This window comes from Cryobacterium sp. Sr8 (assembly GCF_004403225.1).
Taxonomy (GTDB): domain Bacteria; phylum Actinomycetota; class Actinomycetes; order Actinomycetales; family Microbacteriaceae; genus Cryobacterium; species Cryobacterium psychrotolerans.
Genome location: NZ_SOHO01000024.1, coordinates 82,307 through 107,450 on the forward strand (window position 1 = coordinate 82,307; position 25,144 = coordinate 107,450).

The 25,144-nt window shown below is 70.0% G+C and carries 20 protein-coding genes and 1 riboswitch; of the genes, 6 read left to right on the forward strand and 14 right to left on the reverse strand.

Annotated elements, in window-relative coordinates; genetic code table 11:
• Positions 1-30: 30 nt before the first annotated feature.
• A complete protein-coding gene (locus tag E3T54_RS03585) occupies positions 31-927 on the reverse strand; it encodes an ABC transporter substrate-binding protein (protein ID WP_134474604.1) in 897 nt (298 codons plus the stop codon).
• A gap of 31 nt (positions 928-958) precedes the next feature.
• Complete coding sequence (locus tag E3T54_RS03590) at positions 959-1,435, reverse strand: YbaK/EbsC family protein (RefSeq protein ID WP_134474605.1); 477 nt, start codon at positions 1,433-1,435, stop codon at positions 959-961.
• 40 nt (positions 1,436-1,475) lie between these two features.
• On the opposite strand from E3T54_RS03590, the gene E3T54_RS03595 reads away from it, so the two are divergent.
• Positions 1,476-2,015: a gamma carbonic anhydrase family protein gene (locus E3T54_RS03595; RefSeq protein WP_134474606.1), complete on the forward strand. Its 540-nt coding sequence runs from the start codon at positions 1,476-1,478 to the stop codon at positions 2,013-2,015.
• Positions 2,016-2,113: 98 nt separating this feature from the next.
• On the opposite strand, the gene E3T54_RS03600 is transcribed toward E3T54_RS03595, so the two are convergent.
• From E3T54_RS03600 to E3T54_RS03620, 5 genes are all read right to left on the reverse strand, one after another.
• Positions 2,114-3,811: an NAD(P)/FAD-dependent oxidoreductase gene (locus E3T54_RS03600; protein ID WP_134474607.1), complete on the reverse strand. Its 1,698-nt coding sequence runs from the start codon at positions 3,809-3,811 to the stop codon at positions 2,114-2,116.
• A 4-nt stretch (positions 3,812-3,815) separates the two neighbouring features.
• Positions 3,816-4,649: a nitrilase-related carbon-nitrogen hydrolase gene (locus E3T54_RS03605; RefSeq protein ID WP_241977032.1), complete on the reverse strand. Its 834-nt coding sequence runs from the start codon at positions 4,647-4,649 to the stop codon at positions 3,816-3,818.
• Positions 4,650-4,703: 54 nt separating this feature from the next.
• Positions 4,704-5,588 carry a bifunctional methylenetetrahydrofolate dehydrogenase/methenyltetrahydrofolate cyclohydrolase gene (locus E3T54_RS03610; RefSeq protein WP_092322248.1) on the reverse strand — a complete coding sequence of 295 codons (885 nt, stop codon included), beginning with the start codon at positions 5,586-5,588 and terminating at the stop codon, positions 4,704-4,706.
• A gap of 77 nt (positions 5,589-5,665) precedes the next feature.
• Positions 5,666-6,964, reverse strand: a complete 1,299-nt coding sequence (gene glyA / locus E3T54_RS03615) for a serine hydroxymethyltransferase (protein WP_134474608.1) — start codon at positions 6,962-6,964, stop codon at positions 5,666-5,668.
• A 26-nt stretch (positions 6,965-6,990) separates the two neighbouring features.
• A riboswitch (ZMP/ZTP riboswitch) is annotated at positions 6,991-7,079 on the reverse strand.
• Between the two features lie 92 nt (positions 7,080-7,171).
• Positions 7,172-8,395, reverse strand: a complete 1,224-nt coding sequence (locus tag E3T54_RS03620) for an MFS transporter (protein WP_134474609.1) — start codon at positions 8,393-8,395, stop codon at positions 7,172-7,174.
• A gap of 164 nt (positions 8,396-8,559) precedes the next feature.
• On the opposite strand from E3T54_RS03620, the gene purU reads away from it, so the two are divergent.
• Both purU and E3T54_RS03630 read left to right on the forward strand, forming a co-directional pair.
• Positions 8,560-9,432, forward strand: a complete 873-nt coding sequence (gene purU, locus E3T54_RS03625) for a formyltetrahydrofolate deformylase (protein WP_134474610.1) — start codon at positions 8,560-8,562, stop codon at positions 9,430-9,432.
• Between the two features lie 114 nt (positions 9,433-9,546).
• The gene (locus E3T54_RS03630; protein WP_134474611.1) at positions 9,547-9,900 is read left to right on the forward strand and encodes a YrdB family protein; all 354 of its coding nucleotides are present in this window, start codon (positions 9,547-9,549) and stop codon (positions 9,898-9,900) included.
• Here E3T54_RS03630 and E3T54_RS03635 read toward each other — a convergent pair.
• The 4 genes from E3T54_RS03635 to E3T54_RS03650 all read right to left on the reverse strand — a co-directional run bounded on the left by E3T54_RS03635 (position 9,893) and on the right by E3T54_RS03650 (position 17,667).
• A complete protein-coding gene (locus tag E3T54_RS03635; protein ID WP_241977033.1) occupies positions 9,893-11,065 on the reverse strand; it encodes an MFS transporter in 1,173 nt (390 codons plus the stop codon). The genes E3T54_RS03630 and E3T54_RS03635 overlap by 8 nt on opposite strands.
• A gap of 130 nt (positions 11,066-11,195) precedes the next feature.
• On the reverse strand, positions 11,196-14,282 hold the full coding sequence (locus E3T54_RS03640; RefSeq protein WP_241977034.1) for a S8 family serine peptidase: 3,087 nt from the start codon (positions 14,280-14,282) through the stop codon (positions 11,196-11,198).
• A gap of 129 nt (positions 14,283-14,411) precedes the next feature.
• Complete coding sequence (locus tag E3T54_RS03645; RefSeq protein WP_134474613.1) at positions 14,412-16,304, reverse strand: heavy metal translocating P-type ATPase; 1,893 nt, start codon at positions 16,302-16,304, stop codon at positions 14,412-14,414.
• Positions 16,305-16,452: 148 nt separating this feature from the next.
• The gene (locus E3T54_RS03650; protein ID WP_092322260.1) at positions 16,453-17,667 is read right to left on the reverse strand and encodes an NADP-dependent isocitrate dehydrogenase; all 1,215 of its coding nucleotides are present in this window, start codon (positions 17,665-17,667) and stop codon (positions 16,453-16,455) included.
• 156 nt (positions 17,668-17,823) lie between these two features.
• Here E3T54_RS03650 and E3T54_RS03655 point away from each other — a divergent pair, with 156 nt between their 5' ends.
• The 3 genes from E3T54_RS03655 to E3T54_RS03665 all read left to right on the forward strand — a co-directional run bounded on the left by E3T54_RS03655 (position 17,824) and on the right by E3T54_RS03665 (position 20,145).
• Positions 17,824-18,276, forward strand: a complete 453-nt coding sequence (locus E3T54_RS03655) for a GNAT family N-acetyltransferase (protein ID WP_134474614.1) — start codon at positions 17,824-17,826, stop codon at positions 18,274-18,276.
• 2 nt (positions 18,277-18,278) lie between these two features.
• Positions 18,279-18,593 carry an MGMT family protein gene (locus tag E3T54_RS03660; protein WP_134474615.1) on the forward strand — a complete coding sequence of 105 codons (315 nt, stop codon included), beginning with the start codon at positions 18,279-18,281 and terminating at the stop codon, positions 18,591-18,593.
• Between the two features lie 61 nt (positions 18,594-18,654).
• Positions 18,655-20,145 (forward strand): alpha-amylase family protein, encoded by a 1,491-nt coding sequence (locus E3T54_RS03665; protein ID WP_241977035.1) that lies wholly within the window; start codon positions 18,655-18,657, stop codon positions 20,143-20,145.
• A 48-nt stretch (positions 20,146-20,193) separates the two neighbouring features.
• On the opposite strand, the gene E3T54_RS03670 is transcribed toward E3T54_RS03665, so the two are convergent.
• The 3 genes from E3T54_RS03670 to ddaH form a co-directional block, all read right to left on the reverse strand.
• Positions 20,194-21,999, reverse strand: a complete 1,806-nt coding sequence (locus tag E3T54_RS03670; RefSeq protein WP_134474616.1) for an ABC transporter ATP-binding protein — start codon at positions 21,997-21,999, stop codon at positions 20,194-20,196.
• A complete protein-coding gene (locus E3T54_RS03675) occupies positions 21,996-23,849 on the reverse strand; it encodes an ABC transporter ATP-binding protein (protein ID WP_134474617.1) in 1,854 nt (617 codons plus the stop codon). The genes E3T54_RS03670 and E3T54_RS03675 overlap by 4 nt, the downstream gene beginning before the upstream one ends.
• Before the next feature lie 438 nt (positions 23,850-24,287).
• Positions 24,288-25,058 carry a dimethylargininase gene (gene ddaH / locus E3T54_RS03680; RefSeq protein WP_134474618.1) on the reverse strand — a complete coding sequence of 257 codons (771 nt, stop codon included), beginning with the start codon at positions 25,056-25,058 and terminating at the stop codon, positions 24,288-24,290.
• Between the last annotated feature and the right edge of the window lie 86 nt (positions 25,059-25,144).

The window sequence follows — 25,144 nt, forward strand, 5'->3', positions numbered from 1 at the left end:
GGCCCGGAGCGCCTCGCGCCGGCGCGGACCCTAGCCCTTCGAGGCCGCGTTAATCGTGATCGTGTCGATCCCACCGTCCGAAACTCCCCAGGCCTCGAGGATCTCGGCGTAGGAGCCGTCGTCGACCATGGACTGCAGCGCCGCCTGCACGGCTTCGGCCATGCCGGAATCCTTGGCGACGGCCATGCCGTAGGGCGCCGCGTCAAAGGTCTCCCCCGCGGTCTGCAGCTTGCCCTTGAGCTGTTCGATCGCATAGAGGGTGACGGGCGAGTCGGCGGTGAACGCGTCGGCCTGGCCGAGCGTCACGGCGGTGGCGGCGGCATCCTGAGTGTCCAGGGCAACCTTCTCGATCGGCTTCTTGCCCGCGGCCACGCAGGCGGCGCTCTTCTCCGGGATCTCGACGGTGTCCTGGTAGGTCGTCGACTGCACGGCGACCTTGAGTCCGCAGGCATTGTCCGGGTCCACCGTCTTGCCGGTGGCCGAGGCCCACTGGATGCCCGCGGTGTAATAGTTCACGAAGTCGACCTGCTTCTCCCGCTCCAGGTTGTCGGTGAAGGAGGACTGGCCGACGTCGATCGTGCCTCCGACGATCCCGGGGATGATGTTTTCGAACCGGGCGATCGTGTAGCTCGAGGTAAGCCCGAGCTTCGCCGCAATCGCGTCGCTGACCTCGATGGCCCAGCCGATGGGCTCGCCCGCATCGTTCTTGAATTCATTCGGCGCGTAGTTCGGGCTGGTCCCGAAGACGAGGGTGCCCGCCTTCGCGAGCGAGTCCGGCAGGAGCGCGGCGGCCGCGTCATCCTTCTCGACGACCGTCCCGGACGGTGCCGGGCTCCCCTCCGCGCTCGGCGCGGAATTGTCGACACAGCCGGTCAGCAACAGGGTTGCGATGGCGGCGAGGGCGGGGAGGGCATGACGAGCGCGCATGGACGATCCTTTGGTTGGGAGTGGTCCCACCCTAGGGGACGACGGCGGTGGCCCTGCCGCCGGTGATGCGCATCAGCTCGTCGAACGTGGTCGGGAACACCGTGTGGGCGTGGCCCGCGGCCGCCCAGACGACGGGGTAGCCGGCGAGCGCGACATCCACCAGGGTGCGCACCGGCGACGGATGCCCCACCGGCGCGACCCCGCCGATCACCTGCCCGGTCGCCTGTTTGACGGTCTCCTTGGAGGCCCGCCCGATCGTGCCGCCCAGCTGCTCCCCCAGCCACGCGGCATCGACGCGGTGGGCGCCGCTGGTGAGCACGAGCAGCGGCTCGCCGTCGAGGGTGAAGATGAGCGAGTTGGCGATCGCGCCGATCTCGATGCCGAGGGCCTTTGCCGCGGCCTGGGCGGTGGTGGCCGCCTCGTCGAACCAGCGGACCTCGGGGTGGAGGCCGTGCCGGCCGAGCGCGCTGCGAACGAGGTCGACGGCGGGATGTTCGGTGTTCACCATGCCCGAAAGTCTAAACGGCCGCCGCGACTAGGCTGCGGGTATGGCAATCGATCCTTCCGCGCGCATCATCGCGCTCCCGAACCTTCCCGCCCCGAGCGTGGCCGACTCCGCCTTCGTGGCCTCGGGAGCCGTCCTGGTGGGCCGGGTCAGCCTGGCCGGGCAGGCGAGCGTCTGGTACAACTCCGTGCTCCGTGCCGAGGCGGAGCCGATCACGATCGGCGAGCGGTCGAACCTGCAGGACAACGTGTCCTGCCACGTCGACGGCGGCTACCCGCTCACCGTCGGGCGCAATGTGTCGGTCGGCCACGGCGCGGTGCTGCACGGCTGCACGATCGAAGACGACGTGCTGATCGGCATGGCGTCGACGGTCATGAACGGCGCCGTCATCGGCGCCGGCTCCCTCGTCGCTGCCGGCGCGGTCGTGCTCGAGGGAACCGTGGTTCCCCCCGGCTCGCTGGTCGCCGGGGTGCCGGGGAAGGTGCGCCGGGCACTGACGGACGACGAGATCGCCGGCAACCGCCACAACGCCGAGGAGTACCTCAGGCACTCCGCCCTGCACCGCGCAGCCATCCAGGACTGATCCGGGGCGCACGCCGGCGCGCAGCCGGGGCGCATCCGGGCTGAGCCGGCGCGCATCCGGGGCTGGAGCCGGCGTGCGCGAGCCCGGGCGCGTCCTGACTACGGCAGGACGACGGGCGCGAGTTCCTCCCACAGGTCCCCCGGGCCGGGGTTGCCGGCCGCGGAGCGTCCGCCGAGGTGTTTCACCGTTCCCCAGACCGCGTTGAGCGCGGTCGTGACGGCACCCTCCGCCCAGCCGGCGGTGAACGAGATGTCGTCACCGGCGAGGAAGATGCCCTTCTGGGAGTCCGGAAGCTCGTCCTGCATGAAGTGGCCGAAGAGACGCTCCTGATACCGGTAGTGGCCGGGCAGGTTGTTCTTGAACGCCCCCATGAAGTTGGGGTCGGCCTCCCAGGAGACGGTGATCGGTTCACCGACGATGTGCGAACCGATGTCCAGCTTGGGGTAGATCTGACGCAGGGAGTGCAGCATGAGGGTCGTTCGCTCGTCCGCGCTGAGCGACAGCCACTTCAGTGCGTCGTCGTTCCAGGTGTACGAGAGCAGGATCACCGCGGGTTTGTCCGGTCCGTCGTCGATCAGGTACGTCGCCCGGGGCAGGCGGTCGGTGAGCGTCATGCTCAGCACGTGGCGGCCGGTCTCCGGGTCGATGTCGTTCCAGAACGGGCGGTCCACCATGACGAATGTCTTCGAGGACTGCATGTAGTGGCTGCGTTCGATGGCGGTCCACAGCCTCGGCGGGAACAGGCCCTCTTCGGTGTCGATGCGCGCGGAGAGCAGCCATGATTGGCAGGTCACGATGGCGGCCTCGAATTCGCTGGCCCCGCCCCACTTCTCGCCGATCCGGATGCCGCCGCCCGGCCCGCGCCGGATGGACGCCACCGCGCCGCGGGGCACTCCGTTGTGCAGGCTCGACAGTGTCGTCCCGGCCGGCCAGTGCACGATGTTCTCCGGTGCGTGCGTCCAGAGTCCGTCCGGCAGCCGCTGCGCCCCGCCGACGATACGCCGGTGCTTGTCGTCGGCGTCCGTGAAGACGACCCGGAGGATTTCGAGGATGGAATTGGAGAAGTCGGTGTCCCAGCCGCCCGTGCCGAAGCCGACCTGCCCGAACGCCTCCCGGTGGGCGAAGCTCTTCTCCCGGAAGGCCGCGCTGGCGCCGATGAAACCGTAGAAGGTTTGCTCGTCGAGGTCGGCCACGAGCCGGTTCCAGATCTTCTTGATCCCCGTGACATCGCGCCGCCGGATCGCGCCCTGGATCGCGGCGAGGTCAGCGTCTTCGAGCAGGGCGCGGCGCCAGGCATCCGCCACCTCGGTGAAGAACGGCGGGAGGTCCTCGTCCGTCTCCGCGTACCACGACTCGCCCTGGAGCTCGATCAACGTGCTCGGCGCCACGTCGGAGAGCGGATTCGGGAATTCCCGGGTCTCGAGGCCCACCGTGTCGACGTAGTGGTAGAACGCCCGGCCCGACTCCGGGAACCGCATACCGCCGAGGTCGGCGACGACACCCGGCGCGGCGGCGAACCCCTGCGTCTTCAGCCGTCCGCCGATGCGATCGGCCTCGTAGAGCACCGGGTGCAGGCCGAGCCTCAGGAGTTCATAGGCGGCGATCACGCCCGACAACCCGGCCCCGATCACGGCGACCTTCGTGCCGTGCTTGAGTGCGGGCACCTCGCCGAGTCCGGCCGGATGCGCCAGGTAGTGGTCGTAGCTGAACGGGAAGTCCGGGTTCAGCATGGTGATCGGCAGCCCGCCGGCCTCGCCGGAGAGGGGTGTGTGCGGAAGATTGGTTGCCAGGGTCATTGATTCACGTTTCCTCAGTCGTGCGGTTCTGTTCCCAGGCTCGGTAGAGCCCGGGTCTGCGGTCGGCGAGGTAGTCCACGTCCACGTCGGGGACCGACAGGTCGGCGTAGACGAGGCCGGAGGCGCTCCCCGCGTCGACGAGGAGGTTTCCGTCCGGCCCGGCGACGACGCTCGCACCGGCCAGCTCGAGTCCGTCCTCGACGCCGACGTGATTCGAGTAGGCGACGATCAGGGAGTTCTCGAGCGCGCGGGCCGGCACGAGCACCCGGGCGACGTTTTCGTACCCCGCGGCCAGGGCGGTCGGCACGAGCACGACCTGGGCGCCCCGGAGCGCCGCGGCACGCACCGTCTCCGGGAACTCGACGTCGTAGCAGATCAGCAACGCCATGCGCAGGCCCAGCAGCTCCGCGACCCGGGGCGCCTCCGCGCCCGGCCGGAAACTGGAGCGCTCTGCCGGCCCGAACAGGTGGGACTTGGCGTAGCCGAGAATGACCGTGCCGGTCTTGTCGACGAGGGTCGCCGTGATCTCCCGCTCGTCGGCCGGGCCCGGTCCGGGCAGGCTGAAGGCGAGCGCGATTCCCCGGTTCGCCGCGATCGCCCGGAGCGACTCGTGGGCGCCCGCGACCGACGCCGCCGAGACGGACTCGGCGATCAGCGTCGGTGCATAACCGGTGGCGAACAGTTCCGGCGTGAGCAGAAGGTCCGCTCCGGCTTCCCTGGCCTCGAGGGCGGAGGCGTCGACCAGGGCGAGGTTCTCCGTGAGGGCCAGCGGCTCCGCCCTCGCCTGGAGCATGGCCAGCCGGACGGTCCGGGTGTCGTGCCCTGGCTGGCGATCCACCGGACCTCCTCGGTCGCTCTGCCTCCATCGTGCCCCGGATGTGCCGGGGGCCCGCTACTTGCGGAGGGACTGTTCGGCGGCCTTGACCACGTTGCCCAGCAGCATGGCGCGGGTCATCGGTCCGACGCCGCGGGGGTTGGGCGAGAGGTGGCCGGCGACCGCCGCGACATCCGGATGCACATCCCCGGTCAGCGTGCCCTTGCCGGTGACCGGGTCGGTCACCCGGGTGATGCCGACGTCGAGCACGGCCGCCCCGGGCTTGACCCAGTCGGCCTGCACGAGGTGCGGCACCCCGACGGCGGCGACGACGATGTCCGCCCGTCGGACCTCGCCCGGCAGGTCGACGGTGCGCGAGTGGGTGAGGGTCACCGTGGCATCCAGCCCCTTGCGGGTGAAGAGCAGGCCGAGCGGACGGCCGACGGTGAGTCCGCGGCCGATCACGACGACCTTCCGGCCGACGATCGGCACGTCGTAGCGGCGCAGCAGCTCGACGATGCCCGCCGGGGTGCAGGGAAGCGGCGAGTTGAGCTCGCCCTCGATACCGAGCACGAGCCGGCCGAGGTTGGTCGGGTGCAGCCCATCGGCATCCTTGGCCGGGTCGATCAGTTCGAGCATGGCGTTGTCGTTGTGGCCGACCGGCAGCGGCAGCTGGATGATGTACCCGGTCACCTCGCGGCTGGCGTTGAGGTCGGCGATGGCGGCCCGCACATCGGCCGAGGTCGCCGAGGCGGGCAGGTCGATCCGGATCGACTCGATGCCGACCTCGGCGCAGTCGCGGTGCTTGCCCGCGACGTAGGAGCGGGATCCGGGATCGTCGCCGACGAGCAGGGTGCCGAGGCCCGGCACGATGCCGTGGGAGCGGAGGGCCGAGATGCGTTCGGCCAGCTCGGCCTTGACCGCGGACGCCGTCGCGACCCCGTCGAGAGTGATTGCCGTCATGAGTGATCCATTCTGTCGGTCAGTCCTTCAGCGAATTCGGCCCGGGCCCCGGCGAGGGCCGGGGCCGGGTCTGGCTGTTACTGCTGCAGGCCCGGGTAGAGCGGGAAGGCCGCGGTGAGCACCTTCACCCGGGCGCGGAGGGCCGGGATGTCGGCATCCGGCTTGAGCGCCTCGGCGATGATGTCGGCGACGACGGTGAACTCGGCGTCGCCGAAGCCGCGCGTGGCGAGGGCCGGCGTGCCGATCCGCAGGCCGCTGGTCACCATCGGCGGGCGGGGGTCGAACGGGACGGAGTTGCGGTTGACCGTGATGCCGACCTCGTGCAGGGCGTCCTCGGCCTGCTGGCCGTTGATCGGCGAGTTGCGGAGGTCGGCGAGCACGAGGTGAACGTCGGTTCCGCCGGTGAGCACGTCGACGCCGCCGGCCTTCGAGTCCTCGGCGGTGAGGCGGTCGGCGAGGATGCTCGCGCCGCGCAGGGTGCGCTCCTGGCGCTCCTTGAACTCGGGCTCGCCCGCCAGCTTGAACGCGGTCGCCTTCGCGGCGATGACGTGCATGAGCGGGCCGCCCTGCTGGCCGGGGAACACGTTGGAGTTGAGCTTCTTGGCCAGCGTCATGTCGCGGGAGAGAATGAAGCCCGAGCGGGGACCGGCGAGGGTCTTGTGCACGGTGCTCGAGACGACGTCGGCGTGCGGAACCGGGGACGGGTGCAGCCCGGCGGCGACGAGGCCGGCGAAGTGCGCCATGTCGACCCAGAGCAGCGCGCCGACCTCGTCGGCGATGTTGCGGAAGGCCGCGAAGTCGAGGTGGCGCGGGTAGGCCGACCAGCCGGCGATGATGACCTTGGGCTTGTGCTCGAGTGCTTTGTCGCGCACGACGTCCATGTCGACACGGAAGGTCTCGGGGTCGACGCCGTAGGCGACCGGGTTGTACAGCTTGCCGGAGAAGTTGAGCTTCATGCCGTGGGTGAGGTGGCCGCCGTGGGCGAGCTCGAGGCCGAGGATGGTGTCGCCGGGCGTGGCGATCGCGGAGAGCACGGCCGCGTTGGCGGTCGCCCCGGAGTGCGGCTGCACGTTGGCGTACTCGGCGCCGAAGAGGGCCTTGGCCCGGTCGATCGCGAGCTGCTCAGCGACGTCGACGTACTCGCAGCCGCCGTAGTAGCGGCGGCCCGGGTAGCCCTCGGCGTACTTGTTGGTCAGCACGGAACCCTGCGACTGCAGGATGGCGCGCGGAACGAAGTTCTCGCTGGCGATCATCTCGAGGTAGTCGCGCTGGCGTCCGAGCTCCTGCTCGAGGACGGCGGCGATCTCGGGGTCGACGTCCTGCAGGGAATCGTTGAACGTGGAAGGCACGGAGTGGGCTGGCACGGTGGTGGACACGGGGTCTCCTTAGACATATCGGTGGATGCTGCGGCCCAGGCGTGCGGCCACTAACCGTGTCAGTCGCTCCCCGATGGTGACCCATCTTCGTGCTACGCCAGTTGCGACACGAACGATCCTATCAGCCCGGGCGGGTGCCCGGCTCGTCTGTGACGAGCACGTCTGTCACCGGCACATGCCCGCGTATTGTCGGGCTCCCTGGCCGGCTCAGGTCGCCCGTCGGCGCACGATCCGCCCGCTGACCAGCGCGAGCGTGAACGCGGCGACGAGGATGCCGGCGTAGACGAACGGGACGACGTCAAGTCCCACGGTGTCGAGCAGCACCGCCCCGAGCAGGGCGCCGCCGCCGATCCCGGTGTTGAACGCGGTCGTGTAGAACGCGCTCGCGGTGTCGCGGATGCGGTGCGAGGCCGCGTGCAGGAGCCTGGTCTGCATCAGCGGGGGCAGCACGCCGAAGGCGAGCCCCCAGAGCACGAAGGCCGTGACGGCCACCGGCAGCGTTTCGGTGGACACGGCGAGCACGGTGACGCTGACTGCGGCGAGCGCGAGGCTGACCAGCAGGCCGCGCTGCGGACGGGGGCCGAAGACCGTTCCGGCGAGGATGAGGCCGACGACGCCGGCGATCCCGAACAGGAAGAGCAGGGGCGCGACGCCTTCGGACCCGACGCCCACCTCCTCGATCAGGAACGGCGCGATGTAGGTGTAGAACGTGAAGTGGCCGATCATCGTCACCGCCGTGATGATGCAGATCAGCACGACGGCGGGGACCGTCGGGTCCCCGCGGGGCGGGGCGGCGCCGGGGGCGGATGCCGCGGCATCCGTCGTGCCGGCGTAGTGCTCGACCGGCGGCAGCAGGCGCCAGACGAGCACGGCACCGGCGAGCATGAGCCCGGCAAGCACGGCGAACGACAGGCGCCAGCCGAGCACTTGCCCGGCGGCCGTTGCGACGGGCACGCCGAAGACGAAGGCCACGGTTCCGCCGGCGATCGTGATCGACACGGCGCGGCCGATCTGCTCCTTCGGCACGAGGTGCGCGGCGTAGGCGCCGACGACCGACCAGAAGAGCCCGTGGGCCATCCCGCCGACCACCCGGGAGACGACGAGGAACTCGTAGGTGGGCGCGACGGCAGTGAGCACGTTGCTGAGCGCGAAGACGATCAGCACGGCCACGATCAGCCCGTGCCGGGGCAGGCGTCGGGTCAGGTGGGCCAGCGGCGTGCTCGTGAGCACCACGGTGAAGGCGAACCAGCTGACGAGCAGCCCGATCCGGGACTGGGTGACGTCGAGGTCCCGGCTCATCTCCGGCAGCAGCCCGGTCGGCAGCATCTCGCTCGTCACCGAGAGGAAGACGGCGGAGGAGAGCGTGATCAGACCGAGCCAGGGGAAGGCCGCCTGGCCGCGGAGCGGAACGTGGGGGGTGGTTTTCGACATGGGGCCATGGCTCACGGACGGCGGATCCTGCCGTTCACACCGGTGGGGCGGGGCAAGGATCGACTGCGCGCCAACGTGCGCGCCCGGGGCCGAGCGGATTCCGACGGCCGCAAGCAGTCTAACCGACGGGCGCGCGGCCGCCTGGGGGCCGCTAATCTGGGGGCATGAGCAGTAACCCGCCGCCGGTTGCCCACCACCACTGGGTGGTCACGCTGGTCTGCGCCGACCGGCCCGGCATCGTGCACGCGGTCAGCGGGGCGATCGTGCGGGCCCGCGGGAACATCACCGAGAGCCAGCAATTCTCCAGCGCCGACACCGGCCGGTTCTTCATGCGCCTGCAGGTGGAGTCCCCCGCCGACCGGGCGGAGCTCGAGGCCGGGCTGGCCCCCGTGATCGACCGTTACGAGATGACCTCCGTCATCGACGTCGTCGGCCGCCCTCTCCGCACGCTCGTGCTCGCCTCGACGGCCGGGCACTGCGTCAACGACCTGCTCTTCCGCCAGCGCGCCGGCCAGCTGCCGGTCGAGATCCCGCTGGTGCTCAGCAACCACGGCACCCTCCGTGACCTGGTCGGCTTCTACGGCGTGCCCTTCGAGTCGCTGCCGATCACGGATGCCGCCAGCAAGGCCGCGTTCGAGGCTCGCGTCGTCGACGCGGTCGAGCAGAACGACATCGAGCTCGTCGTGCTCGCCCGGTTCATGCAGATCCTCTCCCCCGGACTGTGCGAGCGCCTCGCCGGCCGGGCCATCAACATCCACCACTCGTTCCTGCCCGGCTTCAAGGGTGCCAACCCGTACCGGCAGGCGCACGCCCGCGGGGTGAAGCTGATCGGCGCGACCGCGCACTTCGTGACCGGCGACCTCGACGAGGGACCGATCATCGAGCAGAACGTCGTGCGCGTGGACCACTCCCGCACGCCGGGCGAGCTCGTCGCGATCGGCCAGGACGAGGAGAGCCGCACGCTCAGCCAGGCGGTCAAGTGGTTCGCGGAGAACCGGGTGCTCGTCGACGGCGCCCGCACCATCATCTTCAGATAACCCCCTCTCCCCTCCCGCGAAACCGCACTTGTGCGCGTTATGAACGCGTTTTAGCGCGCACAACTGCGGTTTCGCGGGGAGTCGGTGACGGGACAGGGTCGGTAGGATTGGCGGGTGAAAGAGACAGGCGAGACCACGATCGGCCCCAACGACGTCCTGAGGTTCCTGCTGGAGCTCTTCGCCTTCGTCAGCCTCGGCTTCTGGGGGTTCGCCGCGTGGCCGCTGCCCTGGCCCGGCGTGCTCGTGGGCATCCTGGCGCCGGCCGTCGCGATTGTGCTCTGGGGCCTGTTCCGCTCGCCCAAGGCCGTGTTCCGGCTCGACCCGTTCGGCAAGGCCGTCGTCGAGATCGCCGTCTTCGGTGCGGCGGCACTAGCCTGGTGGGACCTCGACCAGCCCGTCGTCGCAGCGGTCTTCGCGCTCGTCGCCACGGTCAGCGGCGTCATCTCCGGCCGCAAGGAACTCAGCTGACGCGCGTCTCCCGCGGCATCCGCATCGCGTAGGCGGACGTCGCCAGGAACAGCACCGCCCCCACCGCGAACGCGGCCGGGTAGGACAGGGTGTCGGCGAGCAGGCCCGCGACCAGCGGCCCGACGATGGCGCCGACGTCGGCGAACATCGAGAACACGGCCACGGGCCGCCCCCCGGATGCCCCGGCCGCGTCCCCGACCGCCGCGGCCGGCGCGGTCCCCATGAACGCCGCCACCACCCCGTACAGGCAGAGCAGGCCGGTGAGCAGCCAGATGTTGCCCGCGAAGGGTACGGCCAGGATCGTCACGGCGGCGAGCGCGAAGGCCCCGATCATCGCCGGCCGGCGGCCGACCAGGTCGACGAACCGGCCTGCCGGGCCGAGCGCCAGCGTCTGGGCGACCGCCGCGGCGGCGAAGGCGAGGCCCGTCCACGAACTGGGACCCTTGAGCACCTCGACGACGAGCACGGGGATGAGGGAGTTGCGCACGCCGAACGAGGTCCAGCCCTGCGAGAAGTTGGCCAGGCAGGCGGCGCGGAAGCGGCGGTCGCGAAGCACCGTGCGGAACGGGATGCGATCGGCCTGGGCGCCGGAACCGGCGGCGGCGGCGCGGGTGGCCGGGCGCAGCAGGACGAGGCCGACCAGTCCGGCGACCGCGAGGGTCGCCGCGTAGAAGAAGAACGGGGCGGTCAGCGAGATCGTGGCCAGCAGCCCGCCGAGCGCGGGGCCGGCCATGCCGCCGATCAGGAAGCCGCCCTGGTAGAAACCGATCGCCCTGGCCCGGATGCCCGGCGACGTCGAACCGAGCAGCAGCGTCATCGCCGACACGGTGAACATGGCCGAGCCGATGCCGCCGACACCGCGGAGCAGGAGCAGCTGCGGGTAGTCCTGGGCGATGCCGACCAGCCCGCTGGACACGGCGACGATTCCGATCCCGACGGCCAGCGTCGTGCGCTCGCCCCACCAGTCGATGAAGCGCGGGCAGAACGGGCTGGCGACCAGCCGCATCAGGGCGAAGGCCGAGACGACGGCCCCCACCTCGACATAGCCGACTCCGAAGCTGCGCACGTACACGGGCAGCACCGGCACGACCACGCCGAACCCGACCATGACGAAGAACGCGATGACGCCGAGCACGTAGACGTCACGGGAGAAGCGGGGCCTCACCGGCCGAGCTCGTCGCATCCCCTCTCGTCGCATCCCCTCAGGTTACGGTGTGCGCGGCAGGCAGAGAGAGAGGCGGCGACGGATGTTGCCATCCGTCGCCGCCTCTCCGCTAGTGCTGGTTCGGTTGGTGCTAGTTCTTCACCGACACGATCGTCGAGAAGCCGGAGGTGCCGTAGCGCACCAGCCCCAGGTAATCGGTCCCGGAAGCCAGCCCGGACCACGACGCCGTGTACTGCGTTTCGATGCCCTGGACACCGTCGATGGAGGCCGGGACCGTGAGGGTTCCGACGCCGCCGTCCGGCATGACCGAGAAGCTGGTCAGGTCGTAGGTGTCGTTGCCGCTGAAGACCGACACGATGACCTGGTAGTACCCGGCGGTCGGGTTCATCAGGTCGACGTGTTCGTCCGTCGCCGCCGTGGCCGACTGCCAGCCATCGACCGCGGTGCCGCCCTTGCCGTCCAGCCGGTAGACGATGAGGTCCAGGTCGGCGGCATCGGTCAGCGAGTCGAGGTCGAAGCGCTGCAGCGCCGTCCCCGCCGGAACCTGCACGTTGAAGGTGATCTCCGTGCCGGCGACTCCGTTACCGCTGTAGGCCTTGCCCGGGCCGCCCTTCTTCTCCTTGAGCTGCACGCCGGCCGCGAGGCCGTCGGTCGTCAGGGCGATGGGGCCGGTCGAACCCGGCGTCACGGCGATCTCCACGGAGCCGGACACGCCGGTTCCGTTGGCGGAACCGGGCGCCTCGATCGTGACGGGCTTGACCGCCAGCGGGCTGTGCACCACGGTGGTGCCGCTCGTCCAGTTCAGCGAACCGGTCGCGAACGTGTCGAGGGGCGCCGTGGTGCGGGTGAACGTCACCGTGTAGGACTTGACCTGGTTGGCCGAGTCGAACACGAGCTCCGCCGGTGAGGTCACCGCGGTGATGCCGTTGAGTCCGATCACCGTGGGGGTGAAGGTGCCCGCCTGCGTGGACGTCACCGTGCGGGTGACCGTCTCGGCCTTGGTGAGGGACCCGATGCCGATGGACGCCAGGTTGAGGTTCGACGGGTCGATCGCGGTGACATCGTCCGAGCCTTGCCAGGTGTAGCCGGCGCCCTTGATGTAGGACCACCAGTCGCCCGCGCCGTTGAGGTAGACGAAGCCCGGGTTGAAGAACTTCGTCGGGTCGACGTGGCCCGCCCCCTGCGTGAACGGGTCGGTCACTGCTCCGCCGGTCGCATTCTTCGTGTCGTAGGCGGTGGTCATGAACGCCGACTTCACCTCGGCCGGGCTGGCCGTGGGCTTCTCGCCGAAGTACAGCGCGGCGAGACCGGCCATGTGCGGCGACGACATCGACGTTCCGGACAGGAACTTGTACGTGCCGGCCTGGCCCGCGGCGTTGGCGCCGCCGGCGAGGATGGCGACACCGGGGGCCGAGATGTCCGGCTTGATGATGTCGCTGCCGTCCGCCAGGACCGGTCCCCGCGAGGAGAATCCGGCAACCTGCGGCGTGGCCGGCGTCGTGCCGAGTTCGTTGCCCGGCGTGAGCGTCACCGTCGCACCGGCGGTGCCGGCGTAGGCGAAGGCCGTGGCGTAGGCGTCGCCGTTCAGGTGCACGGACGGAACCGAGTGCTGGTCCAGGTCGAGCGAACTCGACGACGGGTTCACCAGCACCATGCCGATACCACCGGCGCGCTTGACCTCGGCCGACTTGTCGACGCGGGCGTACACGCCGCGTGCGCAGAAGACGATCTTGCCGGCCACCTTGGTCGGGTCGAGCGAACCCGGTCCGCAGAGCAGCGGGTCGACGCCGCGGCGGGCCGCGACGAGGTCGCCGCGCACCAGGGAACCGGTCACACCGGTCGTCGGGACCGTGATCGAGCCACCGGCGAACTTCGCGCCGCTGCCGAAGGTGGCGGTGGCCTCGTAGCTCGGGATGGTGCTGGCCGCGACGGTGGTGATCCACGGTGAGGCGTTGTCCAGCGTCGACGCCGCCGAGCCGGAGTTGCCGGCCGAGGCTGCGACGAAGATGCCGGCGGATGCCGCGCCGAGGAAGGCCATGTCGGTGGCGGACACCGTGGTCTGGGCCGCTCCGCCGCCGATGGAGAAGTTGATCACGTCAACGCCGTCCGTGGTGGCCTGGTCGATCGCGGCGACGAGGTCGCTGGTTGCGCATCCGTCGTCGTCCTGGCTGACCGCGTCGGGACCCGACCAGCAGACCTTGTATGCGGCGATCTTGGCTGCCGGAGCGACACCCGAGATGGTGCCGAAGTCGATGCCGCCGACGGATGCCGCGACGGCGTGGTTGCCCACGGCGGTGCTGCCGGTGTGCGAACCGTGTCCGTCGCCGTCTCGCGGGGAGACGTACTCGCCGACGCTCGCGTCACCGATCTGCGAGGCTCCGAAGCCCGAGACGTAGTACCTGGCTCCGACAATCTTGGTGCTGCAGTCGGCGGCGGTGAACTGCTCGCCGGTGACACAGGCGCCGGTGAAGGTGCCCCCGTCGGACTTGGCGAAGCTGATGCTGCCGTCGGCCGTGCGGTACGGCGCGGCGCCGCTGGTCGTGCCCAGCGGAGCACCGGCGAACGAGGCGTTTTCCGGCGCGATGCCGGTGTCGACGATGCCGACGACGACGCCGGCGCCTGCCGTGGCGACGCCGCCCGTGGACTCCCAGAGACCGCCGAGGCCGTCGGCCTTGCCGAGGCCGAGGAACTCGGTCGAGGACTGCGCCGTGATCTGGCGGATCGAGTCCTTCTCCAGCGAGAGCACGGCACGGTTGGCGTAGAGCGTGGCGGCCTGGGCCGCGGTGAGGGTGGCAGCGAAGCCGTTGATGGCGGTCGTGTAGGAGTAGTCGATGCTCACGCCCGCGGCCGCCGCGATCTTCTTCTGCTGGGCCTTGAGGTGGCCGGCGTACGCCCTCGAGCCCTTCGACCGGGCGTCGAGCTGCTTGCCCTTGGCCGGCTTCGTGGCCGCGAAACCGTTGACCCCGCCGGAGTAGGTGGCGACTGCGCTGGCGGCCAGGGTGACCACGTAGCGGCCGTCCTCGAAGCTCGCGGACGGCTTGGCCGCCGCCGCGCTGGTTGTGGGCTGGGCCACGGCCGTTGCCGCGGTTCCGCCGAGGAGGGCCGCAGCGGCCACCATCCCGACCGTCAGTGTGAGGGCGGTCGCGCTGCGGAGCAGCGCGCGGCTTGATCGTGGTTCGTGGCCCGAGGTGCTCGGTCGCCGGGTGCGTAAGGTCACTTGTGGTGTCCAATCCGTTCGTCGTTGAATGGCATGCTGCCCCCCGGCCGAGGGACGTGCACGAGTCAAAAACTAGCCGATGACCGGTGCATTGTGTCGACAATCACCCCCGTACTGGGGGCATGACGCTCAATCCCTGGCGAATGAGGGTGCAGCGCGCCCAGGCACCGCCACGGCGGAGCGCGCGGCATCCCGCCGGCCGCCGATCGCGCGCAGGGCGTTCAGGATCGTGGCCAGGTCCACGAGTTCCTGGGCGAGCGCCCCGGCGGTGGCCGGGATGAACCCGAACGCGGCCGCCACCATGAGGCCCAGGCTCAGGATGATTCCCAGCCAGATGCTCTGCAGCGCGATCCGGATCGTGTCCTGCCCGATGGCGACGGCGCGCGCCGTGCGGGACAGGTCGTCGAGCAGGATGACGACGTCGGCCGATTCGCTGGCGGCCGTCGCACCCCTGGCTCCCATCGCGATCCCGATGTCGGCGACCGCGAGCACCGGAGCGTCGTTGACGCCGTCGCCCACCATGATGACCGGGCGGCGGGAGATCGCCTTCACTGCGTTCACCTTGTCGCCCGGCAGGCAGTCGCTCTGCACGCGAGTGATGCCGACCAGCCCCGCAATGTGCTCCGCCGTCGGCCGGGCATCCCCGGTGAGCATGACGGTGTCGCGCACCCCGCGGGCCGCGAATGCAGCGATCGTGGCCTTCGCGTTGTCGCGCAGCCGGTCGCTGGCCACGAGGCTCCCGGCGAACTCCCCGTCGACGGCCACGTAGATCGCGAGTTCGCCGCCGTCGAGCGGCGTGGCGGCGGCATCCGGGGCACGGTCGATGATGAAGGACAGCTTGCCGACCGAAACCTCGCGTTCGCCGAAGCGGGCGACCACCCCGCGAGCGGCGACTTCGCCGGCCTGCTCGGTGCTCGTGAGCTCCACGCCCTGGTCCCGGGCGGCCGCGATGACGGACGCCGCGAGCACGTGGGAGGAGTACTGCTCGGCGGACGCCGCGAGCGCGAGCACCTCGCGCTCCGTGAACGGATGCTCCGGGCGCACGGCGACGATGGTCGGCTGGCCGTGGGTGAGCGTGCCGGTCTTGTCGAACACGACGGTGCGGGCTCGGGCGAGCTTCTCGAGCACGCCGCCGCCCTTCACGATGATTCCGTTGCGGGCGGCGCGGCTCATGCCGCCCATGAACGCGACCGGCGCCGAGATCAGCAGCGGGCACGGGGTGGCGACGACGAGCACCTCGGCGAAACGGGCCGGATCTCCGCTGAAGAACCAGGCGAGGCCCGCGATGGCCAGCGACACGGCCGTGAACGGCACCGCGTAGCGGTCGGCGAGGCGCACGACGGGCGCCTTGCTGGCCGCCGCTTCCTCGACCAGCGCGATGATCTGCTGGTACTGGCTGTTCGAGGCGGTCGCGGTCGCCCGGACGGTGGCCGCGGCCGTTCCGTTGATGGATCCGCTGAGCACGGGATCGCCGCTGCCGCGCTCGACCGGGAGGCTTTCCCCGGTCAGGGACGACTCGTCGAAGGACGCCGTCTCGGACACGAGGTCGCCGTCCACGGGGACGATTTCGGCCGGGCGCACCAGGATCACGTCGCCGACCTGCACCCGGCCCGCCGGGACATCCTCGACCTCTCCCTGCCCGTCTCGCACCCGGTGCGCGATCTGCGGTGCGCGCTTCAGCAGGGAGTTCAGCTCCCGCTTGGCGCGGCTGACCGCGTAGTCCTCGAGGGCGGCTCCGCCGGAGAGCATGAGCACGATGATGAGCGTGGCGATGTACTCGCCGACGAGCACGGTGGCGACGATGGCCGTGATGGCGAGGAAGTCGATGCCGAAGCTGCCCCGGCGCAGCTGCCTGACCATGCCGACGGCCTCGATCCCGGCGACGAACAGGCCGAAGCCACTGAAGAGCCACCGCACCCCTGCGGTCTCACCGCTCAGCCAGAGGACCACCCCGACCAGGGCGACCAGGATGGTGGCCGCGACGATCGGATACCGGCGTGCGGCATGGGCAAAGGTTCGCATGCTCAACATTCTTCCCCCGGCAGGCGCCCCTCGCCAGCAAGGACAGGCCCTCCTGACCGATGCCCCGCCACGGACGCGGAACGGCCCCGACCTGGTGAGGTCGGGGCCGTCGATCCGCCGCACAGCCCGGCGGGGCCGTGCGAAACGGTCAGGCCAGGCGCGCCTGCAGGTTCTGGTCGATCGCAGCGAGGAACTCCTCGGTGGTCTGGAACGCCTGGTCCGGACCCACGAGCAGGGCGAGGTCCTTGGTCATCTTGCCGCTCTCGACGGTCTTGATGACGACGTCTTCCACCGTGAGCGCGAACTCGGCCAGGGCGGCGTTGTCGTCCAGCTTGGCCCGGTGGGTGAGCCCACGGGTCCAGGCGTAGATCGACGCGATCGGGTTGGTCGAGGTGGGCTTGCCCTGCTGGTGCTGGCGGTAGTGGCGCGTCACGGTGCCGTGGGCGGCCTCGGCCTCGACGACCTTGCCGTCCGGCGTCGAGAGCACGCTGGTCATCAGGCCGAGCGAGCCGAAGCCCTGCGCGACGGTGTCCGACTGCACGTCGCCGTCGTAGTTCTTGCAGGCCCAGACGTAACCGCCCTCCCACTTCATGGCGGATGCCACCATGTCGTCGATGAGGCGGTGCTCGTAGGTGAGGCCGGCAGCCTCGTAGGCGGACTTGAACTCGGCGTCGAAGATCTCCTGGAAGATGTCCTTGAACCGGCCGTCGTAGGCCTTGAGGATGGTGTTCTTCGTGGAGAGGTACACCGGGTAGTTGCGCTCGAGGCCGTAGTTGAGCGAGGCGCGGGCGAAGTCCGTGATCGACTTGTCGAGGTTGTACATGCCCATGGCGACACCGCTGCCGGGCGACTGGAAGACCTCGAACTGCTGCGGCGCGCTGCCATCCTTCGGGGTGAAGGTCATGCTGAGCGTGCCTTCGCCTTCGAAGCGGAAGTTCGTGGCCTTGTACTGGTCGCCGAACGCGTGGCGGCCGATGATGATCGGCTTGTTCCAGCCCGGAACCAGGCGGGGGATGTTGGAGATGATGATCGGCTCGCGGAAGATCGTGCCGCCGAGGATGTTGCGGATGGTGCCGTTGGGCGAGGCCCACATCTTCTTCAGGCCGAATTCCTCGACCCGCGCCTCGTCGGGCGTGATGGTCGCGCACTTGACGCCGACGCCGTGCTTCTGGATGGCGTGTGCCGCGTCGACCGTGATCTGGTCGTCGGTCTCGTCGCGCTTCTGGATCGACAGGTCGTAGTACTCGAGGTCGATGTCGAGGTACGGGTGGATCAGCGTGTCCTTGATGGCATGCCAGATAATGCGGGTCATCTCGTCGCCGTCGAGCTCGACGACTGTGCCTTCAACCTTGATCTTCGACAATGGTTCTCCTCAAAAAGTAGGTGGGCCGCGAATGGCCGACGCCAAGCTTACTAGAGGAGTGCAAGTATCTTGACATCGAGAGACTTTGCCGAGAGTTCATCCTCTGCGTACGGCTGCCGACTACCGACCGGACCGGCCGCAGGTTAGCCTGTTCCCATGGCGACGCTACGACTGGAAGAACTGTCCGCACGCAACATCGTTGCGGCCAATAACCTGAGCCTGAAACCGGGCCAGGAGCAATTCATCGCACCGGTCTCCTATTCCGCATCGGCCACCGTCATCAACCCGGCCACCGCCTGGCAGCGCGTGGTGCTCCAGGGCGACGACGTCGTCGGCTTCATTCACGGCAACTTCGACCCCGAAGCCGAGCACGAGGAGTTCCGCGCGTGCATCTGGCGGATCAACGTCGACGCGGCGGCCCAGGGCAAGGGCGTGGGCAAGTTCGCCGCGGAGGCCCTCGCCGAGGAGGCCCGCTCGCGCGGGTTCGACCACATCAACGTGATCTGGGAGCCGGGCGAAGAAGGCCCGGAGGAGTTCTTCCACCGGATCGGCTTCCGGGACGTCGGGCAGACCCAGTACGGCGAAACCATCGGCGCGCTGCAGCTGTAGCGGTGCGTTTCACCCCCGACAGCGCGTTCGTGGCGCACGTGCTCGACATCGTCGACACGATCCCACCCGGCCGGGTGATGACCTACGGCGACGTTGCCGCCGCGCTCGGCTCGCGCGCCGCGAGGGCCGTCGGCCAGGTCATGTCGAACTACGGGTCGGATGTTCCGTGGTGGCGTGTCATCCGGGCCGGCGGCCACCCGCCGATCGAGCACGAGGACCGCGCCCTGCCGTTCTACCTCGCCGAGGGCACACCGCTCGTCACGAGCGCGACGGCGTATCGGATCGACTACCCGGCCGCACGGTGGTCACCCTCCTGAACGCCGGCCGTACTAGTCTCGGTGCAAGCGTTTGCATTGGGGCTGCGCGGGAAGCGGTGCCGTGGTCTCTGTTCGAATGCCGGCCGCGGCGACGCTGATCGCGGCATCCGTCGCCCTGCTCTCCGGATGCTCCGGGCTGTCGACTGCGGGCACCGTCGCCGCGGACCAGCCGGCCGGCACGCACGACGTGGGCGTGCAGCTGTTCCAGTGGAACTGGGACTCGATCGCCCGCGAATGCACCGACACCCTCGGCCCCAACGGCATCGCCTGGGTGCTCGCCTCTCCCCCGAACGAGCACGTCACCGGGCCGGAGTGGTGGACGAGCTACCAGCCGGTCAGCTACCGCGTCGAGTCCCGACTCGGCACGCGGGAGCAGTTCGAGTCGATGGTGTCGACCTGCCACGAGGCGGGGGTCGACGTGCTCGCCGACGCCGTCGTGAACCACATGACCGGCCGGGACGAACCCGGCGTCGGCTGGGCCGGCAGCCGCCACGGGCACTACGACTACCCGGGGCTCTACTCCGACGCCGCCGGGGACTTCCACCACTGCGGACGGGGCGAGGGCGACGACATCGCCAACTACCGGGCCGCGTTCGACGTGCAGAGCTGCGAACTCGTGAACCTCGCCGACCTGGCCACCGAGACGCCGCACGTGCGCACCACCATCACGGCGTACCTGGCCGACCTGCTCTCGCTCGGCGTCGACGGCTTCCGGATCGACGCGGCCAAGCACATCCCGGCCGCCGACCTGGCGGCGATCCTCGCGCCGCTGCCACTCGACACCTACGTCGTGCAGGAGGTCATCCGCGGTTCCCGGGAGGCGGTTCGGCCCGAGATGTACACGGGCAACGGCGACGTGTTCGAGTTCGGTTTCGCTCGCGAACTGGAGGGCATGGTCGAGTCCGGCACGATGAGCGTCAGCGAGGGATTCGGCGAGGACTGGGGCTTCCTGCCCGGCCGCATCGCCCGCACCTTCGTCGACAACCACGACACGGAACGCAACGGGGAGACCCTGAACTACACGGATGGCGCCCAGTACGTTCTCGCGAATGTGCTCACCCTGGCCCTCCCCTACGGCTCCCCCGTGCTCTACTCCGGCTACGCCTTCAGCGCCGGCGACGACGGGCCGGCGCAGGACGCATCCGGCCGGGTGCAGGACGCGGACTGCGGCACGGTCGGGCCCGAGGTGAGCCATGCCGACGGGGACTGGGTCTGCCAGCACCGCTGGGACGCGATCGCCGGCATGGTGCTCTGGCGGAGCGCCGTCGGCGACGCGCCGCTCGAAAACTCGTGGACCCGGGGCGACGGCTACGCGTTCAGCCGCGGCGAGCGCGGGTTCGTCGCCATGAACGCGGGCGACGAACCGCTGGCCCGCCGGTTTCAGACCGGGGCCGCCGGCCGCTATTGCGACGTCGTGACCGGTGGCGGCACACCCATGGCCGCCGAAGCCTGCTCGGGCGGGTCCGTCGAGGTCGCCGCCGACGGCACGGCCAGGGTCACCGTGCCGCCCGGCGGCGCCGTTGCCCTGCACGTGGGGGCCCACCTGCCCTGACGGGCCGGGCCGGCGCGATGAACGACGGCCCGGCACGCACCCTTCCGGCTAGACCAGCGACTGGCGCCAGGCCGCGTGCAACTGCGCAAACCGGCCGGTGCCCGTGATGAGCTCCTCCGGGGTGCCGTCCTCGACGATCCGGCCGTTCTCCATCACGAGCACCCGGTCGGCGATCGCGACGGTCGACAGCCGGTGGGCGATGATCACCGCGGTGCGATCGCTCAGCAGGGTCTGCAACGCCTCCTGCACGAGCCGCTCGCTCGGGATGTCGAGCGAGGAGGTCGCCTCATCGAGGATGAGCACCGCTGGGTCGGCGAGGAACGCCCGGGCGAACGAGATCAGCTGGCGCTGGCCGGCGGATACGCGCCCGCCGCGCTTGTTCACGTCCGTGTCGTACCCGGAGGGGAGCCCCTCGATGAAGTCGTGCGCGCCCACCGCCCGCGCGGCCGCCGTGATCTCGTCCAGCGTCGCATCCGGCTTGCCGATCGCGATGTTGTCGGCGACGGACCCGCTGAACAGGTACGCCTCCTGGGTGACCATGACGATCGCCCGGCGCAGGTCCTTCGGGTGCAGGTCGCGCAGGTCGACGCCGTCGAGCAGCACCCGGCCCTCCGACGGGTCGTAGAACCGCGAGATCAGCTTGGCCAGCGTCGACTTGCCCGCGCCGGTCGAGCCGACGAGGGCGATCGTCTGCCCGGACGGGATCGTGAGGTCGAAGTGCGGCAGCACGACCCGATCGGTCTTGTAGGCGAATTGCACGTTGTCGAAGCGCACGTCGCCGTCGGCCTTCCACAGGTCGACCGGCTTGATCGGGTCGGGCACGCCGGGGCGTTCCTCGAGCACGCCGGAGATCTTCTCGAGCGCCGCCGCGGCCGACTGGTAGGAGTTGTAGAACATCGCCATCTCCTCCATCGGGTCGAAGAAGCGTCGCGTGTAGAGCAGCGCGGCCAGGAGCGCGCCGATCGCCAGCTGGCCGTCGGCGACGCGGAACGCGCCCACCAGCAGCACGGCGGCGACCGTGACGTTGCCGATCAGCACGAGGCCGGGGTCGAAGATGCCGAACAGCTGGATGACCCGGCCGTTCACGTCGCGGTAGCTCTCGACCAGGCCGGCGAACTGCTTCTCGTTGCGCTTCTCCTTGCGGAACGCCTTGACCGCCCGGATGCCGGTCATCGTCTCGACGAAGTGCACGATCAGGCTCGCCGAGGCGACGCGGGACTGCCGGAACAGGGTCTGCGAGCGCAGCTGGAACCAGCGGGTGAGCACGATGAGCGGCACGAGCGCGGCGAACAGCACGAGGCCGCTCTGCCCGTCGAGCGTGAACAGGGCGATGGCGGTGAAGACCATGTAGAGCACGCCCTGCACCAGCTGGTTGATGCCCGAGTCGAGCAGCTCCCGGATCGCGTCGAGGTCGCTGGTCTGGCGCGAGATGATCCGGCCCGACGTGTACGACTCGTGGAACTCGAGGCTCAGCTTCTGGGTGTGCAGGAACACACGCTTCCGCAGGTCGATCAGCACGGCCTGGCTGATCCTCGCGGACAGCACGGTGTACCAGGCGATCAGCAGCGCGCCGATGATCCCGGTCAGCAGGTAGGCGCCGCCGGCCAGGGCCAGCGGCATCCAGTCCTGCTGCATGAGCGCCGGCAGGCCCTTGTCGATGCCGAAGGCGATCAGCAGCGGGCCGGCCACCTGCGCGGCCGTGGAGACGACCACGACGAGCATGGCCCCCACCACCGGCCAGCGCAGCGGGTGCAGCAGCGAGCCGAGCAGCCTCAGCGACCGTCGGCGGATCTGGGCGCTTTCCGCCCGGGTGAAGTCATGGCGTTCTTCGCCCTCTACCCCGGTGACACTCACAGCGAGTCCTCTTTCCGCATCGACTCTCGTCGTTCTTCGTCCTCCAGGCTGGAGATGACGAACTTGTAGTGCTCGCTGGTCGCGAGCAGTTCGGAGTGCCGCCCGATAGCCGTGATCCGGCCGTTCTCGAGCAGCGCCACCCGGTCGGCGAGCATGACCGTCGAGGGGCGGTGGGCCACGACCAGCGCCGTGGTCGACGCGAGCACCTGGCGCAGGGCCGCCTCGACGAGCGCCTCCGTGTCGACGTCGAGCGCCGACAACGGATCGTCGAGCACGAGCACGGCCGGCCTGGCCGCGACCGCGCGGGCGAGCGCGAGGCGCTGCCGCTGGCCGCCGGAGAGGCTCATGCCTTCCTCGCCGACGAGCGTGTCGACGCCCTGGGGCAGATCGTGCACGAAGCCGGCCTGGGCGATCTGCAGGGCTTCCTCGAGCACGGCATCCGCTTCGGGGCTCGGCTCCGCGAACTCGGACCGGCCGAGCAGCACGTTGTCGCGCACGGATGCCGAGAACAGGGTGGCGTCCTCGAACGCCATCGCCAGGTGCGTGCGCAGCTCCTCACGGCCGAGGTCGCGCACGTCGACGCCGTCGAGGGTTACCCGGCCGCCCGTCACGTCGTAGAGGCGCGTGGTCAGGGCGGTCAGCGTGGACTTGCCGGAGCCGGTGAGCCCGACCAGGGCCATGGTCTCGCCCGGTTCGAGCACGAGGTCGATGCCGTCCAGCAGATCGGGGAAGCGCTCGGGCGAATCCTGGTACCGGAAGTGCACGTCCTCGAACGCCAGCCGGCCGAGGGACTTTTCGACCGTGACCGGACGCTCGGGATCGGTGATCGTGTTCGGCGCGTCGAGGATGTCGAAGAACCGGTCGGTCGCGGTGCGCGCGTCGAACGTCATCGACAGCAGGAACCCGATCGATTCGACCGGGAAGCGCAGCACGGTCGCCGTGGCGAAGAAGGCGACGAGTTCGCCCGCGCTGAGCTGCCCCTGCCCGGCCAGCCAGACACCGGCGACGAGGCAGAGCGCGAAGGCGACATCCGGAACCAGCAGCAGCCAGAGCCAGATGCCGGCGATCGCCCTGGCCTTCTCGATCTCCGTGCCGCGCAGGCTTTCGGCCTGGCTGGCGAAGTTCTTCATCGCGTACGTGCCGCGGCCGAACGCCTTGAGCACGCGGATGCCGTGCACCGACTCCTCGACGGCGGTCGCGAGGTCGCCGGCCTGGTCCTGGCTGCGCCGGGCGATGATCGAGTACTTCTCCTCGAACACGTAGCCGTAGATCCAGATCGGGATCGAGCAGACGACGAAGATCACGCCGAGGATCCAGTTCATCGAGACCAGGATCACCACGCCGACGACGATGGTGAGGAAGTTCACGACGAGCAGCACGAGCCCGAACGAGATCCAGCGGCGGATGAGATTCAGGTCGCTCACGGCGCGGGAGAGCAACTGCCCGCTCGGCCAGCGGTCGTGGAACGTGACGGGGAGGTCCTGCAGTCGGGCGTAGAGGCCGTTGCGCATCCGGGCCTCGATGAACGTGCCGGGGCGCAGCACGAACCAGCGCCGCAGCGCGATCAGGATCGCCTCGACGACGCCGAGGGCGAGCACCATCAGCACGGCCGGCCAGATCCGGCTCGGGTCGCCCTGCGACAGCGGCCCGTCGACGAGCCGCTGCAGCACCTGCGGGATGGCGAGAGCGACGAGGCCGGCGAGCAGGGCGGAGACCATGCCGAGGTAGATGCGCGGCACGGCCGGCTTCGCGTACGGGTAGAGGCGCAGCAGGGTGCGGAAGGTGTTCTTCCGGCCGTCTTCCCGGGCGTCCGGGCCGGCTGGCGGTGAGTGTTCGGCGAGTGCGGTCATCTGTGTGGGTCCTGAAAAAGTGGGCGTGGCGTAGAGAAAAACGGGCATCGGCGATCGAAGTCGCTCGAGGGCGGCGGAAGACGTGCGCTTCCGGCGTGACGGGCGGCAGGTGCCGCCGACGACGTGCTGCGTTGGGGTAGCTGTGCGCGGGGCCGCTAGGGAGCGGTGAGCGGGCCGGCGGTGGCAGCACTGGGGGCGGCGGCGATGGAGGCGCCAAAGGCAGTGCCGGTGTTCGCAACCATCGCGACCCTGAGCAGTGCTGTCTTTGTCATGTCGGCCTCCTGAGCGCGTCGTTCTTCGTCTTTGCCCCCCTGATCAGGCAGCCTTTCAGACTAGGCCCCCGCCCCCCGCTTCGCAACCGCCAATTCCCGCGAAACCGCAATTGTGCGCGTTAAAACACCCGCATATCGCGCACAACTGCGGTTTCGCGGGGGTGTGTCAACGCACCCGCACGCTGAGGCAGGTGACGCAGCCCTCGAGCTTCTCGAATTCGGAGATGCCGACCGTCACGACGGCGTAGCCCAGCCCGCGGAACACGTCCGCGCTGCGGGGCGCTGCGGACGACATGAGCACGGTCTGCTCGTCGAGCACGACGACGGCGGTGCCTTCGGCCTCCGGCACGGCCAGGAAACGATCGAACAGGCCCTCGTCGTCGACGAGCGGCGGGAAGCCGATGACGGTTCCGTCGGGCAGCGCGGTGACCGCGGTCTTCAGGTGCAGGGCGCGGCTGACGGGCACGGCAACCACGGTGTACCCGAGCGGGCCGACGATCGCGGTCAGCTGGCGCACGCCCTCGGCGTTCGTGCGCAGGCTCCGGCCGACGTACACGGTGTTCCCCACCTTGAGCACGTCGCCGCCGTCGAGCGTGCCCGGCAGCTCGAGCCGGTGCACGGTGCCGCCGAGCCGGCGCACGGCCGCCTCCGCCCCGGTGCTCTCGCCGCGCCGGCTCTCGGCCCCCGGGCTCGTGACGACGGCCACGTCGCCGAACATGACGACGGCATCCTCGATGAAAACGGAGTCCGGAGCCTCGTCGGCCGGATCGACCTCTCGGGTCTCCCATCCCGCGGCGGCGAGCGCCTCGACGTAGTCGCGCCACTGCGCGCGGGCCAGCTCCAGGTCGACCGGGGTGCGTTCGATGTGGGTCAGCTGCCCCGCGGCGAGGTTCGCGGCCGGCCTCCGGACCAGGGCAATGCGTCTCGCGTGCGTCATCCCGTCAGCCTACTTCCCGCCGCTTCACCCCCGCGAAACCGCAGTTGTGCGCGTTATTCGGCGTTCATAACGTGCACGACTGCGGA